The 17,726-nt window shown below is 58.5% G+C and carries 15 protein-coding genes and 5 tRNA genes; 10 read left to right on the top strand and 10 right to left on the bottom strand.

From position 1 onward, the window contains the following. Position 1: 1 nt before the first annotated feature. Positions 2-1,147 carry an amino acid ABC transporter permease gene (locus tag ACK9YZ_RS07640; protein ID WP_216757906.1) on the top strand — a complete coding sequence of 382 codons (1,146 nt, stop codon included), beginning with the start codon at positions 2-4 and terminating at the stop codon, positions 1,145-1,147. 15 nt (positions 1,148-1,162) lie between these two features. After that, positions 1,163-1,939, top strand: coding sequence for an amino acid ABC transporter ATP-binding protein (locus tag ACK9YZ_RS07635; RefSeq protein ID WP_216757905.1), 777 nt, complete (start codon positions 1,163-1,165; stop codon positions 1,937-1,939). Positions 1,940-2,089: 150 nt separating this feature from the next. Here ACK9YZ_RS07635 and ACK9YZ_RS07630 read toward each other — a convergent pair whose 3' ends face one another. Next, the gene (locus tag ACK9YZ_RS07630) at positions 2,090-2,263 is read right to left on the bottom strand and encodes a hypothetical protein (RefSeq protein ID WP_216757904.1); all 174 of its coding nucleotides are present in this window, start codon (positions 2,261-2,263) and stop codon (positions 2,090-2,092) included. Positions 2,264-2,449: 186 nt separating this feature from the next. Between ACK9YZ_RS07630 and ACK9YZ_RS07625 the strand changes: the two genes are divergently transcribed. Both ACK9YZ_RS07625 and ACK9YZ_RS07620 read left to right on the top strand, forming a co-directional pair. Continuing rightward, positions 2,450-2,974: a DUF992 domain-containing protein gene (locus ACK9YZ_RS07625; protein ID WP_216757903.1), complete on the top strand. Its 525-nt coding sequence runs from the start codon at positions 2,450-2,452 to the stop codon at positions 2,972-2,974. A gap of 708 nt (positions 2,975-3,682) precedes the next feature. Beyond that, complete coding sequence (locus ACK9YZ_RS07620) at positions 3,683-4,987, top strand: DUF5623 domain-containing protein (protein WP_416066170.1); 1,305 nt, start codon at positions 3,683-3,685, stop codon at positions 4,985-4,987. 109 nt (positions 4,988-5,096) lie between these two features. Here ACK9YZ_RS07620 and ACK9YZ_RS07615 read toward each other — a convergent pair. The 5 genes from ACK9YZ_RS07615 to ACK9YZ_RS07595 all read right to left on the bottom strand — a co-directional run bounded on the left by ACK9YZ_RS07615 (position 5,097) and on the right by ACK9YZ_RS07595 (position 7,392). Further along, positions 5,097-5,173 (bottom strand) — tRNA-Arg (locus ACK9YZ_RS07615). Between the two features lie 54 nt (positions 5,174-5,227). Continuing rightward, positions 5,228-5,533 carry an ETC complex I subunit gene (locus ACK9YZ_RS07610; RefSeq protein WP_112568114.1) on the bottom strand — a complete coding sequence of 102 codons (306 nt, stop codon included), beginning with the start codon at positions 5,531-5,533 and terminating at the stop codon, positions 5,228-5,230. Positions 5,534-6,165: 632 nt separating this feature from the next. Continuing rightward, positions 6,166-6,242: transfer RNA gene (locus ACK9YZ_RS07605), tRNA-Pro, on the bottom strand. A gap of 83 nt (positions 6,243-6,325) precedes the next feature. Then, positions 6,326-6,814 carry a DUF192 domain-containing protein gene (locus ACK9YZ_RS07600; protein ID WP_216757879.1) on the bottom strand — a complete coding sequence of 163 codons (489 nt, stop codon included), beginning with the start codon at positions 6,812-6,814 and terminating at the stop codon, positions 6,326-6,328. Beyond that, positions 6,814-7,392: a cold-shock protein gene (locus ACK9YZ_RS07595; RefSeq protein WP_183729593.1), complete on the bottom strand. Its 579-nt coding sequence runs from the start codon at positions 7,390-7,392 to the stop codon at positions 6,814-6,816. Before ACK9YZ_RS07595 ends, ACK9YZ_RS07600 begins: the two co-directional genes overlap by 1 nt. Positions 7,393-7,585: 193 nt before the next feature. On the opposite strand from ACK9YZ_RS07595, the gene gloA reads away from it, so the two are divergent. From gloA to ACK9YZ_RS07570, 5 genes are all read left to right on the top strand, one after another. Continuing rightward, positions 7,586-8,026 carry a lactoylglutathione lyase gene (gloA, locus tag ACK9YZ_RS07590; protein WP_216757878.1) on the top strand — a complete coding sequence of 147 codons (441 nt, stop codon included), beginning with the start codon at positions 7,586-7,588 and terminating at the stop codon, positions 8,024-8,026. Between the two features lie 96 nt (positions 8,027-8,122). Then, the gene (locus ACK9YZ_RS07585) at positions 8,123-9,226 is read left to right on the top strand and encodes a YcbK family protein (protein ID WP_416066169.1); all 1,104 of its coding nucleotides are present in this window, start codon (positions 8,123-8,125) and stop codon (positions 9,224-9,226) included. A 194-nt stretch (positions 9,227-9,420) separates the two neighbouring features. Beyond that, a tRNA-Glu gene (locus tag ACK9YZ_RS07580) sits at positions 9,421-9,495 on the top strand. Between the two features lie 74 nt (positions 9,496-9,569). Beyond that, positions 9,570-9,644: transfer RNA gene (locus ACK9YZ_RS07575), tRNA-Glu, on the top strand. 157 nt (positions 9,645-9,801) lie between these two features. Beyond that, positions 9,802-9,876 (top strand) — tRNA-Glu (locus ACK9YZ_RS07570). A gap of 178 nt (positions 9,877-10,054) precedes the next feature. Here ACK9YZ_RS07570 and recJ read toward each other — a convergent pair. The 4 genes from recJ to ACK9YZ_RS07550 all read right to left on the bottom strand — a co-directional run bounded on the left by recJ (position 10,055) and on the right by ACK9YZ_RS07550 (position 15,553). After that, the gene (gene recJ / locus ACK9YZ_RS07565) at positions 10,055-11,857 is read right to left on the bottom strand and encodes a single-stranded-DNA-specific exonuclease RecJ (protein ID WP_416066168.1); all 1,803 of its coding nucleotides are present in this window, start codon (positions 11,855-11,857) and stop codon (positions 10,055-10,057) included. Between the two features lie 439 nt (positions 11,858-12,296). Then, complete coding sequence (locus ACK9YZ_RS07560; RefSeq protein WP_416066167.1) at positions 12,297-13,622, bottom strand: homoserine dehydrogenase; 1,326 nt, start codon at positions 13,620-13,622, stop codon at positions 12,297-12,299. A gap of 66 nt (positions 13,623-13,688) precedes the next feature. Beyond that, positions 13,689-14,906: an LL-diaminopimelate aminotransferase gene (locus tag ACK9YZ_RS07555; RefSeq protein WP_416066166.1), complete on the bottom strand. Its 1,218-nt coding sequence runs from the start codon at positions 14,904-14,906 to the stop codon at positions 13,689-13,691. Positions 14,907-15,130: 224 nt separating this feature from the next. Beyond that, positions 15,131-15,553, bottom strand: a complete 423-nt coding sequence (locus ACK9YZ_RS07550) for a hypothetical protein (protein WP_416066165.1) — start codon at positions 15,551-15,553, stop codon at positions 15,131-15,133. A gap of 148 nt (positions 15,554-15,701) precedes the next feature. On the opposite strand from ACK9YZ_RS07550, the gene phaC reads away from it, so the two are divergent. Continuing rightward, positions 15,702-17,531, top strand: coding sequence for a class I poly(R)-hydroxyalkanoic acid synthase (phaC, locus tag ACK9YZ_RS07545; protein WP_416066164.1), 1,830 nt, complete (start codon positions 15,702-15,704; stop codon positions 17,529-17,531). Positions 17,532-17,726 lie beyond the last annotated feature (195 nt).

Raw genomic sequence — 17,726 nt, 5'->3', positions numbered from 1 at the left:
GATGAGCAATAGTTTTGTCAGAACCACCATGCTGGCGCAGGAGCCGCCGCCATCTGGGGAGAAGGGCGCTGGCGCCTGGATACGCCGCAACCTGCTTGCAACACCCAAGGATATCGTCCTCACCCTTCTGGCAGTGACCTTCCTCGCCTGGGCCTTGCCGCATGCCATCAACTGGCTGTTCGTACAGGCGGTCTGGACTGGCCCGGACCGCACCTTCTGCGCCACTGCTGTCCAGGGCGGCATCCAGCCGGACGGCTGGAGTGGCGCGTGCTGGGCCTTCGTCAATGCCAAATTCGACCAGTTCATTTTTGGACGTTATCCGCTCGACGAGCGCTGGCGGCCAACATTGGTCGGCATTCTCTTCGTCCTCCTGCTGGTCCCGATGCTCATCCCCTCGGCGCCTCGCAAGGGCCTGAACGCCATCCTGCTCTTCATCGCGCTGCCGATCGTCTCCTTCATTCTGCTTTACGGCGGCTTTGGACTGGAAATCGTCGAGACGCCGCTCTGGGGCGGGCTGCTGGTGACGCTGGTGCTTTCCTTCGTTGGCATCGCCGTCTCCTTCCCGGTCGGTATTATTCTGGCACTCGGAAGACGCTCGCAGATGCCGGTCATCCGCACGGTCTGCATCATCTTCATCGAGGTCGTGCGCGGCGTGCCGCTGATCACGGTTCTCTTCATGGCGAGCGTCATGCTGCCGCTTTTCCTGCCGGCCGGCTGGACGGTGGACAAGCTCTTGCGCGCGATCGTGGGTGTATCGATCTTTGCCTCCGCCTATATGGCCGAGGTCATCCGCGGCGGCCTGCAGGCAATTCCGAAGGGCCAGTTCGAGGGGGCCGATTCACTCGGCCTCGGCTACTGGCAGAAGATGCGGCTGATCATCATGCCGCAGGCGATCAAGCTGGTGATCCCGGGTATCGTCAACACTTTCATCGGCATGTTCAAGGATACCTCGCTGGTGTCAATCATCAGCATGTTCGATCTGCTCGGCATCGTTCGCCTCAACTTCGTCGATCCGAACTGGGCAACCGCGGTAACGCCGCTGACAGGGCTGATATTCGCCGGCTTCGCCTTCTGGCTTTTCTGCTTCGGCATGTCGCGCTATTCAGCATTCATGGAACGTCATCTCGACACCGGCCACAAACGATAAAAAGAGGAACAAGCAATGGCAGCAGAAGCCCTAACTAAGAAATTGACCGTGTCGACGACCGACGTTGCCGTCGAGATCATCAACATGAACAAGTGGTACGGTGACTTCCACGTTCTTCGCGACATCAACCTGAAGGTCATGCGCGGCGAGCGTATCGTCATTGCCGGCCCTTCGGGTTCCGGCAAGTCGACGATGATCCGCTGCATCAACCGTCTGGAAGAGCATCAGAAGGGCAAGATCATCGTTGACGGCACGGAGCTGACCAACGACCTGAAGAAGATCGATGAAGTGCGCCGCGAAGTCGGCATGGTGTTCCAGCACTTCAACCTCTTCCCGCATCTGACGATCCTGGAAAACTGCACGCTGGCGCCGATCTGGGTACGTAAGATGCCGAAGAAGCAGGCGGAAGACATCGCCATGCACTTCCTGAAGCGCGTCAAGATCCCCGAACAGGCCAACAAATATCCGGGCCAGCTTTCGGGTGGCCAGCAGCAGCGCGTGGCGATTGCCCGCTCACTCTGCATGAACCCGAAGATCATGCTGTTCGATGAGCCGACCTCGGCGCTCGATCCGGAAATGATCAAGGAGGTGCTGGATACGATGGTAGGCCTTGCCGAAGAAGGTATGACCATGCTCTGCGTCACCCACGAAATGGGCTTTGCCCGTCAGGTTGCGAACCGCGTGATCTTCATGGACCAAGGCCAGATCGTCGAGCAGAATTCACCGGCCGAATTCTTCGACAATCCTCAGCACGAACGCACCAAACTCTTCCTCAGCCAGATCCTGCACTGATCGGACACGTATGGAATGAAAAACCCGTCGGCTGACAGCAGGCGGGTTTTGCGCATTTGGCGGGAAGCCGCAGAGCGCGGCAGTAGAGTCCCTTAGGATGAGCGCGATAGGCTTCCCGGCCGGCGAGGATGGTCGAAACCATCCACTGCATCAGTTGCTTCCATCGTTCGAACGGGACTTCCGCGCCTCGGCATTGCTGGAAGAGGCTGTTTTTCCATCCGGTTGCTGGCCGAAATAAGTCCCGCCAAGATGTCCTCCGGCACTGGTGTTTTCTACCTGCCGTTCCGTTCGCTTGCGGATGTCATCTGCATTGGTCTTGCTCATTCTGATCCCCATTGTCTGAAAATGGACATCTGGACAACCGATGCAGGACGATAGGGTTCCATAAAAGACGGCCGCGGCAGATTGGCACAGCGGATCTCGGAACCAAAATGACGGCGAAGACTTTCCTGCCTTGGTTCTGACAAAGCCGACGCTATATCCTTCTTGCGATATCCACAGGAGACGGAAATGAAAAAGATACTCGCGACCACTATCGCCGCAGCCTCGTTGTTCCAGGCTTTGGCCATGAGCGCGACCGCGGCGGACCTGGTACGGACGGAGCCGCCGGTAGCTCCCGATGCAAGTGGGGGCGTGAAGATCGGCTACCTCGATTGCAATATCGGCGGCGGCGTCGGCTATGTGCTCGGTTCCTCCAAGCAGATCGATTGCGTCTTCCAGCCGACGAGCCGTAGCGAATCGCCTGAGCACTACAGCGGTGCTTTGCGCAAGTTCGGCGTGGATCTCGGGTTCACCACGCGTGGCCGCCTGCTTTGGGCCGTCTTCGCGCCGACAGCCGGCTATCACCGCGGCTCGCTGGCTGGCCTCTACCAGGGCGCCACCGCGGAAGCCACACTCGTCGGCGGCCTCGGCACCAATGTTCTCTTCGGCGGCACTTCCGGCTCGATCCATCTGCAGACGATCAGTGTCACCGGCCAGCTCGGCCTCAACGTTGCCGCCACCGGCACGTCCATGACGCTGTCGCCCGAGGGCTAAGGCGGCGAGAACCCGGAAAACAGGGGCCAGCGGCTTCGTTTTTACTACCGATTGCAATGCAGTACTTGGCCGCGAACACAGGTTCGCGGCCAAGCCGCGATATCTGCAAATTCTCGGAAAAACTTATATTCTGGCACATTTTGTCGAATTCAAAGCCGCTGTGAAATCACGCAATTTCCGCCAACTCCACAGCCACGATTGAGAATGGCCGACGTTGCCTGTGAGAGTCGTCGGACTTCCAGACACAACTGTTGAGAGTCATTTTGCCCTCACTACGGAAGTGCGCTGAAAGGTAGTTCGAAAGCCTTATGCGGAGCTGCATGGCACTTCGATAGCCAACGACTGCCTCTCGAATTTTAGGGTGTTTCCAGCGGACCCAAAACCTGGTCGTATCGCACGTCGGATTGTCGAAGATGACAGTAAGCTTAGCTTCCTCGTTGATGCGGAGGGATGCTCTATTCCCGATCACCGACCGTGCACCGAGATGGGCGGATCATGTCGACGGACCACCGTTGCGGCTGGCACCTTGCGTGCCTAACCGAATCGCTCCTATGTTTTTCCCGCTCCCGGCAGGAGCATGCCGCCCGTCAGTTGCGAAGCTGTTGACAGCACTGCCTTGGTGGAAAGTCGAACCCGTTCATGTTTTTTGATCGGGCTCGAGAAGCGGTTGACGGGTGACGCTTCAAAAAGAGTCCGGGAGAAAAGAACATGTCCGTCAACGACATTAGGCCTACCACAATCAAGGGCATCAAGCGCCTCGCGAAAAGCATCTCCAAGCAGGACGACGTTGCCCATTCCGTGGGTCTTGATCGCGCTTCGGTTCGAGCCGGTTTTTCAAACTACACCAACGCTCTGCGGATGCTACAAACCTCAACGTTCGTTCCGTCGTCGCCCATTTTCTCCACGTTTATTAGCGTTCATTGGCGGAATCCGAAGACAAAAGCGAGTGGCAACGAGATCATCGAGGTTTCGCTGTCGAAGCCCCTCGACGAGATCATCGCAGCTCGCCAATACAAGCAGGCTCGCGGACTGGGATACTTCACGCGCTGGGCGTCCGACCTGATCCACTGCCAGATGAACATAGAGGGCGCGGATTCAGCTCTTGCCCTCGCCTGTAAAGCGGCGCGTACGTTGCAGTTCATGGCTTCTACCGGACTTAGGCCCTCCTCAAAAAGCATGCCCATCAGGGGTGATTTTGGACGCGACCTCCCTGGAAAAGATCATGGCAGCAGCTGGTACGATCCAATCGAAAAGCGTTATCTCTTCGTCGATGAACCCTACGCGGCAGCGGTAAAGGATCGGCAGCAGGAGCGCAGTGCATGGTCTCTTCGCAATCGCTGGGAAATTGCCAAGCCGCTTTGGGCTGGCATGTACTATCCGGAAGGCGGGAGCGAGCTTTATCTGATTTCTGACGGGCAGAAAGGCTTGCCACTTGGACCAGTTCTTTTGGTGCTGTCACGCATGCCCGCCCCTGTTGTACCCGAAAATTGCAAACGGGTGACCACGAGTGACGGTGAGTTTTTCCGGTCCCCTGGAGAGGTACGGGACGCAGAAGAAAAAGCTCAGAAGGCGAAACAGAAGCGCGGTCCCCGTACGACGGGCAATAGCGTGCCGTACCGGATGGTGATGGCCTCTGGCCGGCGGCCGGATGTAAAAATGGCTATCGCGACGCATCAGCGTGTCGGCCAACTGTTGAAGGATGTTATAAGTGCGACCCGGCAACGAGCGGGGATCGTCAACAGGCTCGCTTCCGTTCGTTCGGAACTGGATGATTGGGTCCAGCTTGAGTATGACAGCAACACTCTGCCTGACGATGTATTCTTCGAACTCTACTATCACGAGCGCAACCTTGTGCCTGATGATGAGTATGGCATCGCCGGCCGCAGTCTTCACATCGAACGCTTGCAGGAAGCGAAGGCGCTGATCGCCTCCTCCTATCCCGATTGCAAGCCAGTTCGCGGTCTGCTTCGAAAGCTTGATCTTGCGCTTCAGTCTCTAACGAGTTGGAAGTAAACTTCAGCACGCCTCAGGGCATGACCTCGAGGCGCGCTCGCACCAGATTGTCACTCATGTCTTAGGTACGGACTGTTACCTATGTCTCCGGGTCGGACAAAGATAAAGATGGCGACCCCTGCAGGACTCGAACCTGCGACCTGCTGCTTAGAAGGCAGCTGCTCTATCCAGTTGAGCTAAGGGGCCGTCTGCATGTCGCGAGCCCGCGACACCAGAATTCTGTCTCAAGCAGCGGACGGATCAATGCGTCCAGGGCTGGGTACGGGTATAGCGGAAATTATCCGGGTAAGCGACGACCTGGCGTGCGGGATCCTTGGGCGCGATCACGCGGTATTCGATGCCGTTGCGCTTGGCATAGGCTTCGGCAAGTTCCTGCGTTTCGAAGGTCAGCTTCAGCTGCTGGCGCATATCGCCCGAAGACGTGTAGCCCATGATCGGGTCGATCTTGCGTGGCTGCTCCTGATCGAACTCCAGCACCCAGAGATGCGTCTTGGCCTTGCCGGACTGCATTGCGGTCTTGGCCGGACGATAGATCTTAGCAGACATGACTGCGGCGCCTCCGATATGCGGGCAACGCCCGCCTTTCATAATTCAGCCTGGGATCAGGCTTTGCTTCCATACCGAACATCGCAGGAAGAAGTGAATTTTGCTTAGCCGCGAATCCCCGTTTTTTCAAGGGAAAAGCGCTGCTGCCACAGCACCGGTGGATCGATGAAACCGATTGCCGCATAGCGCGTTTCTTATACGGAGCGCTTAAGGCGTAGCCCTCGTAGCCGGGTGTGGATAAGCGGGCAATCCTGTCACACAATCCGAAATGTTTCGGATTGTTGCATGTTTTGATCGCTTTCTAATTGTTATGGCCGGCATAGGGGACTACGATGTCTACCAACCGTTGTGATACGGGTGAGAGCTATGAGAACTTCTGCAGAATTCCATGCCATCATGATTGGAGCAAGCATCACTGCGTTTTTCTACGCAGCGATCAGCTATGCTCAATATGTCGGCTTGCTTGCTCAAGGCTGAGTCACAGCACGCCTGAGCAGGTGTGATTTGCGACGTGAATGGTATCGTCGCCATCTTTCTGTGCGAAACACGTCCCGGACAAAAATATCTCTACAGCCACAGGCGACGACACGCTGCGAAGCCATCTCAAATTGCGGAAGATATTGGGAGAATAATGGTCGGAGTGGAGAGATTCGAACTCCCGACCCTCTGGTCCCAAACCAGATGCGCTACCAGACTGCGCTACACTCCGAGCCTTTGATGGCAGCGGGAATACACGCTTCCCCCTGCCCTAGCAACCCCATAAATCTGCCTTTCTAGGCAGTTTTCACAGGCTTACTTCACCTTTTTCGTTGTCGTGGCGCTGACGATGCGATCGCCGGGGCGAATATCGAGCTTGCGGGCTGTGCCGGCATTCACCTCGACCACATAGCGAACGGCACCCATCGAATCGATGATGTCGCGGGAATAGGGCGTGGCGTCTTCCTTGATATGGGTGATCACGCCGCGATCGTCGGCAAAGAGCATATCGAGCGGCAGGACGGTGTTTTCCATCCACATGGTGACACGCCGCGATATGCCGAAATCGAAGATCATGCCGGCGTCTTCGGCCATCGCCTTGCGAAACATCAGGCCATAGGCGCGCTGATCGCCGGTGGCCGCGATCTCCACTGTGAAGTGCAGCATCTTGCCGGCAGCAGTCTGGATGATCAGCGGCTCTTTTTCGAATCGCATGTCCTGCTGCGCAAATGCCGGCAGGGCGACCATGAAAAAAAGCGCCATGAAGGCGCTTCTTATCATTTCGACCGGGAACAGGCCGCGCATCAGTGAGACCGGCCCACCGGGCTCGGAACATCCGGATGGATCTCGGCGGCCATCAGGCCCTTCTCGCCGTCGCCGAAGCGCACCAGCACCACCTGTCCGGGGCGCAATTCGGTAAGGCCGAAACGGCGGAGCGTCTCCATGTGCACGAAGATATCTTCCGTGCCCTCGCCGCGCGTCAGGAAGCCGAAGCCCTTGGTGCGGTTGAACCACTTCACGAGGGCGCGCTCGAGGCCGCTGGTTGCCGTGACCTGCACATGAGTGCGAACGGGCGGCATCTGCGACGGATGAACCGCAGTCGACTGGTCCATGGAGAGAATCTTGAAGGCCTGGTAGCCACGCTCGCGGCGCTGGACGAGAGCGACGATGCGGGTGCCTTCGAGAATGGTCTGGTAGCCATCGCGGCGAAGGCACGTTACGTGCAGCAAGACGTCCTGCATGCCGTTGTCAGGAACGATGAAGCCAAAGCCCTTGGCCACGTCGAACCATTTCACCACGCCGGTGATTTCAACGAGATCGACCGGTTCCGCCGACAATTCTTCAAGGTCGGTAAAGCCATTCGATGAAATCCTGTCAGCCATGTCGCCAGCCCCTCAATACGCGTCACACTGTTACGGTTAACTGATTCTTGAAATCAAGATTAACATCTTGGTAACGGATAAGCGCAAGTCCTAGTTTTCGGTTATTCCCAACTGTACATTTTATAGCGATGACTTGCCCGAAACTGGTGTCTGTTACCCAGACGGGCTAGCCCAAAAAGAGAGAGGAAACAAAATGCGTTATCTCCACACCATGGTTCGCGTCAAAGATCTCGACGCCTCCCTCCATTTTTACTCCACCCTGTTCGGTCTCGAGGAAATCCGCCGCCATGATAACGAAAAGGGCCGCTTTACGCTCGTTTTCCTGGCTGCTAGGGACGATATCGACCGTGCCCGTAGCGAAAAGACTCCCTGCCTCGAACTCACCTACAACTGGGACACGGAAGATTATACTGGAGGACGCAATTTCGGTCACCTCGCCTATGAGGTGGATGATATCTACGCGCTCTGCCAGAAGTTGATGGACAACGGCATAATTATCAACCGCCCGCCGCGCGACGGCAACATGGCCTTCGTGCGTTCGCCCGACGGCATCTCTATCGAGATCCTGCAGAAGGGCGAAAAACTGGCTCCGGCCGAACCCTGGCTGTCCATGGGCAATACCGGCACCTGGTAAGCCAAGCTGCGGGCAAGCTTCGCAGGGCACTCTCCGGCTCTATCGTAACGGAAGCGCGCATTCTTGCGCCTTCCGCATTCACCGGAGATTTCTCGGTTGACCAGAAATAACAAGCGGATTGCCCCTCCGAGCCGGCAGGCTGTCGGTGCTTTGCTGATCGCCAGTTCCGTCCTGGCGCTTTCCGGCTGCGTTTCCGACAAGAAGGCACTTGATTCGGCCGCCGTCGCCGCGCCGGCTGCAGCAGCGGGACAGCCTGTGCCGCGACTGGCGGCGGCAATGCCGGCAGCATCGACGTCCACGGCACCAAAGCAGCTCTATCGCGATCCGATGCTGACGAATGTTTCCGGCGTCGATCCGCAGGTTGCGGTACAGGATCCGAATGCGGCACCGTCCGCTCCACCCGTCGATCCGGCCATTCAGCCGCAGCAGCCTGCCAATATCGGCGGTCTCGTCATGCAGTCGACGCGAATCAATGCGCAGGCGATGAGCATCTTTTCCGATCATCAGCCGCTGCCACAGAACAACTCGACCTCCACGGTCATCCAGCCGCAGGGCGTGAACGCTTACGCACCTGAGAATGCCGGCCCAAGATCGAGCGTGTTCAGCGCGCCGCCAGAGCCACAGCAAGGCGAGATGCTGCCGCAGCAATCGTCGCAGAATACCAGCACCAGGATTGCGCCCGTACAGACCGCCTCGCTTGCCGGCGGCAGCATTCCGGGATCGACGACGAATGCGCTCTACAGTGCGCCGAAACAGAACCTGCTCAGCAGCCTTTCCGGGCTTCTGCAGAAGGCATCGCTGCCTGGCATGACGCGCGTCGCGCCGAATGGCCTGCATGTGCAGAACGACAGCGTACAGGTCGGCTGCTTCAAACCCGATCTCATGCGGGTCATCAAGACGGTCGAGACCCATTTCGGCAAGCCAGTCGTCGTAACATCGGGCTACCGCGATCCGCAGCATAACCGTGAAGTCGGCGGTGCCGAGGAATCGATGCATAAGAGCTGCGAAGCGGCCGATATCCACATCGACGGCATCAGCAAATGGGATATCGCCGCATATATTCGCTCGCTGCCGAACCGTGGTGGCGTCGGCACCTATTGCCATACGGATTCGGTCCATCTGGACACCGGCAACGCCCGCGACTGGAACTGGGGCTGCGGCCGCAAGAGCGCGCCGATTGCTTCGGCAAGGGCCATCTGACCTTCACCCCTCAGCAGCCTGACGTTAGGGAGGCGGCCGGCAGCTGGTTTCCGGTGGCCGCTGCAGCCCTTTGATTCGGTTGCAATAATCTCCAATTTCCCCAGTCGGAAATTGCCTGTCATTTTTTTGAAAAATTTCGAATTTGCGGCTTGCGGGATCGGAAGTGCCTGACTATAAGGGCGCCACCACAGCACGCGCCCTTCGTCTATCGGTTAGGACGACAGATTTTCATTCTGTAAAGAGGGGTTCGACTCCCCTAGGGCGTGCCACCTTTTCTTTCCATCCGGTGCCATATCTACCGCTTGCGGTACGCTCTACGCCTTCCTATTTGAGCTGAAAGCCTGCGCCCTTCGTCTATCGGTTAGGACGACAGATTCTCATTCTGTAAAGAGGGGTTCGATTCCCCTAGGGCGTACCAACGTCAGCAGATGACGGCACCTTGTAAGGGCGATAAGGCGGCTCTGTTCAGCTTTTCCACAAGCTCGGAAAAAAACTGCATAATCCTATGAAAATTTCTCATTTTGCCGCTTGCGGCGCACAAAGGTGCTGACTATAAGGGCGCCACCACAGAGCACGCGCCCTTCGTCTATCGGTTAGGACGACAGATTTTCATTCTGTAAAGAGGGGTTCGACTCCCCTAGGGCGTGCCACTCTCCTCCATTGTTTCCTTTTATTTTTATAGAGTTATCTCGTACGTTCGCTCAGCCGCGATATGCGAATTGACGGTGGCGTGTCGCTTGTTATGCCGTCACTCGTCCTCGCGGAAAAGCATCCTTTTTCCGGCCGCAGCCGACCTGCCCTCCTCCTGACCTCTTGCCCTTCAGCCGGTCACTTGGCCGGCGCGCCGTCGCTGATCCGCAGTTGGATTCTGCGCGAGCCCTGATAGTGTTCGGCACCGAGCGAGCCTGCGACATGCAGATTGGCGCCGCGAGAGTTAAGAAGCAGATTGCCGAGCGGGGTCTCGGCAGCCCTGAAGGCGATGCCGTCGAGGCGTGCGCCATCCATGGCTTCCAGCGTCACCTTCACATGCCGCTCGCCGACGAGACGCGAATCACGCACACGATGCGCCGGCACGGCAAAGACCGGCTGAGGGTGTCCCGAGCCATAGGGGCCGGCCGTTTCCAGGCGATCGATGAGCTCGATCGTCGCGCCGCTTGCAGCGATGGCGCCATCGATCTTCAGCGTCTCGTTGGCGACGAGGGCCGACACCGTCTTCTGGGCCTTCTCGGTGAAGAAGGCGCGCAGCAGGCCGAGCTTGCTGCGCTCCACGGTCAAACCGGCCGCCATGGCGTGTCCGCCACCCTTGACGAGCAGTCCCTCATCAACTGCGGCACGCACCATCCTGCCCATATCGAAGCCGTTGATCGAACGCCCCGAGCCGGTACCCCTGCCCGATGAATCGAAGGCGATGGCGAAGGCAGGTCGCTTGAACTTTTCCTTCAGGCGCGCGGCAATGAGGCCAACAATACCGGGATGCCATTTCTCATGCGCGGTAACGATGACAGAAGCCCCCTCGCCGTCTCCATACTCGGCTAGCGCTTCGGCCTCAGCCTCCTGCAGCATGACCGCTTCCATGGCCTGACGCTCGCGGTTGAGCTCATCCAGCCGCTGGGCGATGGCTTCGGCCTCTACGGCATTATCCAGTGTCAGGAGGCGGCTTCCAAGCGCTGCATCGCCGATTCGCCCGCCGGCATTGATGCGCGGGCCGATCAGGAAGCCGAAATGATAAGGCGTAACAGGGCCTGCCAGGCCCGCCTTGCGGAAAAGTGCTGCAAGACCGGCATTGCTCTGGTGACGCGCGGCGACCAGTCCTTTGACCACATAGGCGCGGTTGAGCCCCTTGAGAGGCACGACATCGCAGACAGTGGCGAGTGCGACGATATCAAGCCACTGCAGGAGATCGATCGCGAGAATGCGCTTATCTCCTGCCTCGCGCAGCAGGCGCAAAGTCGCCACCAGCACCATGAAGACGACGCCGGCGGCGCAAAGATGGCCCAGCGCCGAAAGATCATCCTCCCTGTTGGGATTGACCAGAGAATGGCAGCGCGGCAGCGCATGTGTCACCTGGTGGTGATCGATAACGACGACATCGATGTTGCGGTCTGCGGCAGCCGCCAGCGCCTCATGACTGGTGGAGCCGCAGTCGACGGTGACGATCAGGTTCGCACCATTGTCGATCAGTTGGTTGATCGCGGTCGGGTTGGGACCGTAGCCTTCGAAGATGCGGTCCGGAATGTAGATATGCGCCTTGACGCCGAAATGGGTGAGGAAGCGATACATGAGCGCGGAAGAGGCCGCACCGTCGACATCGTAATCGCCGAAGATCGCAACAGGCTCACTACTACGGATCGCCGCGGCAAGGCGTTTGGCGGCCTTCTCGCAGTCGGTCAGCTTGTAGGGATCAGGCATGAGGCTGCGGATCGTCGGATCGAGGAATTCGACCGCCTCATCCACCGCAACGCCGCGCCCGGCAAGCACGCGGGCGATCAGGTCAGGCAGGCCATGCATCTGCGACATGGCGAGCGCGCGGTTTTGCCCCGCCTGGTCGAGACGTGAAACCCAGCGATTGTCGAGAACGGACCTTTCGACGCCCAGGAAGGCGCGCGGTACCGGATCGACCATATCTGCCATGCCAAACTCCGCTTTCATCATCTGCCTCTTTTTACAGATGCGGAACGGATAGCAAAGCGGTGATTTGAAGGCTGTGGATTACCAGAAAAGTGTCCAGATAACCAAGCCGATACCCAGAGCCTGGACGAATACGATCGAAAGCAGGATCAGGAGCGTGGCCCAATTTCGCCCTTGCGGCCCCTCGCATTCGAGGGCCACTCCAAGGGTCGCCTGATCATATCTCTGTAAATCCGCCCGAGGACTCTCAAGCTCCGTGGGAGCATGATCATCCGTATGCTGCTCGATATTCCTCAACCCACGACTCCAACTCTCGCGGATTGATTATATCTATATCTCAATATCTGTTAATATAAATTTTGGCGAAGTGCCTTGATTAATAACAGAAAACCCGTCCGAGTGACCTCGGACGGGTTGAACCGTTCCAAACTGGAACAAAGCGTCAGGATTCTTCCTTCGGACGTTCGATGCGGATCACCTGCGGCTCTCCGACGAGGTAGCCCTCCTCCTTGATCGCCGCGACTGCCTTGCGCACGGAATCCTCCATCGTCGCATGAGTGACGAGGACGATCGTCTGATGATGCGAGGGCGCCAGATGCTGCTTGGAGCGTTGGACAATCGATTCCAGCGAAATCTGGTTTTCAGCCATGCGGGTGGCGACGCTGGCGAAGACGCCGGTACGGTCGAGAACGGTCAGGCGAATGAAATAACCGCCTTCGTGGCTCTGGATCTGCGCCTTGCGGTAAGGCTCCAGTGACTTTGCCGGATGACCGAGAACGGGAACGCGCTGGGCGCCCGGCTGGCTTTTGGCGATGTCGGCGATATCGCCAAGCACAGAAGATGCTGTGGCGTTGCCACCGGCACCGGGGCCGACCATCAGCAATTCGCCGAGGATATCGGATTCGATTGCGACCGCGTTGGTGACGCCATCGACCTGGGCGATGACGGAATCGACCGGCACCATGGTCGGATGCACGCGCTGCTCAATGCCGGTATCCGTGCGCTGGGCAACGCCGAGCAGCTTGATACGGTAGCCGAGATCGGCGGCAGCGCGGATATCCTCGATCGAGATATTGGTGATGCCTTCGAGATAGATATCATCGGCGGCAATCCTATTGCCGAAGGCAAGCGTCGTCAGGATCGACAGCTTGTGAGCAGTGTCATTGCCTTCGATGTCGAAAGCCGGATCGGCCTCGGCATAGCCGAGACGCTGAGCCTCCTTCAGGCAATCGGCAAAGGACAGACCTTCCTTCTCCATCTTGGTGAGGATGTAGTTGCAGGTGCCGTTCATGATGCCATAGACGCGCGAGATCGTATTTCCCGTCAGCGACTCACGCAGCGCCTTGATAACCGGAATGCCGCCGGCGACCGCAGCTTCGAAGTTCAGGAGCGAGCCCTTTTCTTCGGCAATCGTCGCAAGCTCGACGCCACGATAGGCAAGCAGCGCCTTGTTGGCTGTCACCACATGGAGACCTCGAGCGAGGGCGGCACGAACGGCTGTGTTTGCCGCGCCTTCTGCGCCACCGATCAGTTCGACGAAAACATCGATGTCGGCCCTTTCGGCCAGCTCTTCCGGGCGTTCATACCAGGTGATGCCGGTCAGATCGATGCCGCGGTCCTTCGTTTGGTCACGGGCCGAAACTGCCGTAATCGTGATCGGGCGACCGCAGGTGACTGCAAGTTCGTTGCTGTTCTGCTTGATGATGCGAACAAGCGCGGCACCAACGGTACCCAAGCCCGCAATGCCGATTTTGAGGGCATCTGCCATGGATCGATCCTGAAATGTCTCTGATGAAAGACAGCCGCAGTTTCGCGGCTGTCTTCAAGGTTGGAATTAACGGTGGGCGTTGAGCGAGATGACGTTGTGCATCGTCTCGTCGGCCGTCGACATGAACTTCTTGATGTTGCGCGCAGCCTGGCGGATGCGGTGTTCGTTCTCTACGAGCGCCAAACGGACGTAGTCGTCGCCCTGTTCGCCAAAGCCGATGCCCGGGGCAACGGCGACGTCGGCCTTCTCGACCAGCAGCTTGGAGAATTCCAGCGAGCCGAGATGACGGAACTTTTCCGGGATCTTTGCCCAGGCGAACATGGTGGCCGCCGGCGGCGGCACTTCAAAGCCGGCCTTGCCGAAGCTTTCGACCATGACGTCGCGGCGACGCTTGTAGACGTTGCGGACTTCCGCAATGTCGGAGCCGTCGCCGTTCAGGGCATGGGTGGCCGCAACCTGGATCGGCGTAAAGGCGCCGTAATCGAGATAGGACTTCACACGCGTCAGAGCCGCGATCAGCCGCTCATTACCGACGGCAAAGCCCATGCGCCAGCCAGGCATGGAGAAGGTCTTGGACATGGAGGTGAATTCGACCGTCACGTCCATTGCGCCCGGAACCTGCAGAACCGACGGTGGCGGCTCGCCATCGAAATAGATTTCAGAGTAAGCGAGGTCCGACAGTACGATGATGTCGTGCTTCTTCGCGAAGGCAATGACGTCCTTGTAGAAGTCGAGGCTGGCAACGAAGGCCGTCGGGTTCGACGGATAGTTCAGGACCAGCGCCAGCGGCTTCGGGATCGAGTGACGCACGGCGCGTTCCAGCGGCGGGAAGAAGCTTTCATCCGGCTCGACCGACATCGAGCGGATCACGCCGCCGGCCATCAGGAAGCCGAAAGCATGGATCGGATAGGTAGGGTTCGGGCAAAGGATGACATCACCCGGCGCCGTGATCGCCTGCGCCATGTTAGCGAAGCCTTCCTTCGAGCCGAGGGTGGCGACCACCTGCGTGTCCGGGTTCAACTTCACGCCGAATCGGCGCGCGTAATAAGCAGCCTGGGCGCGGCGCAGACCGGGAATGCCCTTGGAGGACGAATAGCGGTGTGTGCGCGGGTCCTGGACGACTTCGCAGAGCTTATCGACGATTGCCTGAGGGGTCGGAAGATCAGGATTTCCCATGCCGAGATCGATGATATCGGCTCCGCCCGCTCGCGCGCTCGCTTTCAAACGGTTGACCTGTTCGAAAACGTAGGGCGGCAAACGCCGGACTTTGTGAAACTCTTCCATCTCTTTCCCCATGGAAATGCGGCCAACTGACCGCTGTCGAAGCTCGTTCCGTCTCCCGGCATCTGCGATACGAGCTTCAGACTCGCAGCGCCGTATTCCTCTTCAACTCAAACTGCGCGGCAAATCTTTGACGGAGAGGCCGCGCATGAAGCGCATTATCGGGAAAATTGCATCTTCCGATCCATCCGGAAGGCTTTGCGTCCAAATCGCCTTAAAGGCAAGGCTTATTTGGTGATTTCGGAGAGCGTCGAGGCCCCGTGGTCGGCGGCAAGCGCGCGCATCTCGGCGACGCGACGCTGATACTCCGCCTCCGAAATCGCGCCTGAATTGCGCTTGCCTGTCAGCGCTGTCAGCTGGTGCTGCAGCTCGGCTGCCTCCTCGTCGCTCATTTGCACGTTGGCGGCGGTCAGTGGCGCACCGAATGAGGGATAACCATCACTGCTTTTGGTCAGGCCGCCTTCGACAGGCTCTCCCTTGGACGCCGGCATCACGACTGCGGTCGGCGCTGCCATACGCTGGGCGAAGGCCTTCTTCTCCTCGGCGGTCTTGTTGCATCCGACAAGCGCGAAGGCAATCGCCGCGGCCGCCGCGCAGATTGCTGCGGTGCGGGTGAAGGTCGCGAAATGCCCAATGCCTGTCGTCGTCATGCCTGATGATCCAATCCTGCCTGCTTCGACTGTTAAATTCGTCGCAGCGACAAAGCAATAGCACGAGAGCGAGTGTGCGGAACTTGTTTTCTTCATCGTCGCAGATGTACAACGAACGGATAGTGGATGCTGCCGCCGGAGGAAGTGCGTGACCGACAGCAAGCGGGAGAATGGTGCCAAGCGGGATTTCGACGCCAAGGATCTCGATCCCTATCTCCTGAAGGATCCCGAGGCCATGGCGATGAACTTCGCCCGTGCGCTCGAAAACCTCGGCAAGGCAGCTTCAGCGTGGCTGGCTCCGCGTGAGCGTGGCGAAATCTCCGACACGGTCGTCGAACCCGTCACCGATATGGTGAAGACGCTCTCCAAGGTTACGGAATACTGGATTTCCGATCCGCGCCGCACCTTCGAAGCCCAGACGCAGCTGATGACCTCGTTCTTCGGAATCTGGATGCGGTCGATGCAGCGCATGCAGGGCGAGACGGTCGAACAGGAGATCGAGCGCAAGGACAAGCGCTTCGCAGACGAGGACTGGCAGAAGAACCCCTTCTTCGAATTTTTGAAGCAGGTCTATTTCGTGACCGCCGACTGGGCTGAAAAGCTCGTGGCCGAGACCGAAGGGTTGGATGAGCATACGAAGCACAAGGCCGGCTTCTATGTGAAGCAGATCACGGCGGCACTATCGCCCACCAATTTCGTCGTCACCAACCCGCAGGTCTATCGGGAAACGATCGCGACCAGCGGCGAGAACCTCGTGCGCGGCATGAAGATGCTGACCGAGGATATCATCGCCGGCCGCGGCGAACTACGCCTGCGCCAGACCGATATGACCAAATTCGCCGTCGGCCGCGATATGGCGCTGACGCCGGGCAAGGTGATCGCCCAGAATGAAATCTGCCAGATCATCCAGTACGAGCCTTCGACGGAAACCGTATTGAAGCGGCCCCTGCTGATCTGCCCGCCATGGATCAACAAGTTCTACATTCTCGATCTCAACCCGCAGAAATCATTCATCAAATGGTGCGTGGACCAGGGGCATACGGTCTTCGTCATCTCCTGGGTCAATCCGGATAGCCGCCATGCGCTGAAGGACTGGACGGCTTACGCAAGGGAAGGCATCGACTTCGCGCTGGAGACGGTGGAGAAGGCGACCGGCGAGAAAGAGGTCAACGCCATCGGCTATTGCGTCGGCGGCACACTGCTTGCCGCAACCCTTGCCTTGCATGCCAAGGAGAAGAACAAGCGCATCAAGACTGCGACGCTCTTTACCACGCAGGTCGATTTCACCCATGCCGGCGACCTCAAGGTCTTCGTCGACGAGGAGCAGCTTCAGGCATTGGAAGCGCATATGCAGGAACTCGGCTATCTCGACGGTTCGCGCATGTCGACGGCGTTCAATATGCTGAGAGCAAGCGAGCTCATCTGGCCCTATTTCGTCAACAACTACCTCAAGGGCCAGGAGCCACTCCCCTTCGACCTGTTGTTCTGGAATGCCGATTCGACCCGCATGGCGGCGGCCAACCATGCCTTCTACCTGCGCAACTGCTACCTGAGGAATGCGCTGACAAAGGGTGAGATGGTCCTCGACGGCAAAACCGTCTCGCTGAAAGACGTCAAGATTCCGATCTACAATCTCGCGACGCGCGAGGATCATATCGCGCCGGCGAAGTCCGTCTTCCTTGGCAGCCAGTTCTTCGGCGGCAAGGTGCAGTTCGTCGTGACCGGCTCCGGCCATATTGCCGGCGTCGTCAACCCGCCCGACAAGCACAAATACCAATTCTGGACCGGCGGCCCGGCCAAGGGCGACTATGACGCCTGGCTCACCAAGGCAAAGGAAACGGCAGGCTCCTGGTGGCCGCACTGGCATGCGTGGATCGAGGCGCAAGACGGCGAGCGCGTTACGGCCCGCAAGCCGGGCGGCGCGGCACTCAACGCCATCGAGGAAGCACCCGGCAGCTATGTGATGGCGCGAAGCTGACGTCGGAAAGTTCTTCCATCATCGAATCACCCCTCAACGGGCGGTGACTGCAAACCTTCGAAAAATAGCTTTGCCTAAAATATTGCGTCTCTTTTCGTGACAATCGAAGCAGAGTGCCGTGCCCGTAAACCAATTGGAAACCATAGTTCGCCATCCTTAAGAAACGGTCGCATGCCGCGGGCGGGCCAAAATTCG

The organism is Rhizobium sp. ZK1 (assembly GCF_047782645.1).
Classification (GTDB): Bacteria; Pseudomonadota; Alphaproteobacteria; order Rhizobiales; family Rhizobiaceae; genus Rhizobium.
The sequence above is the reverse complement of the archived record's forward strand: the minus strand, read 5'-3'. Positions and strand labels throughout refer to the sequence as shown.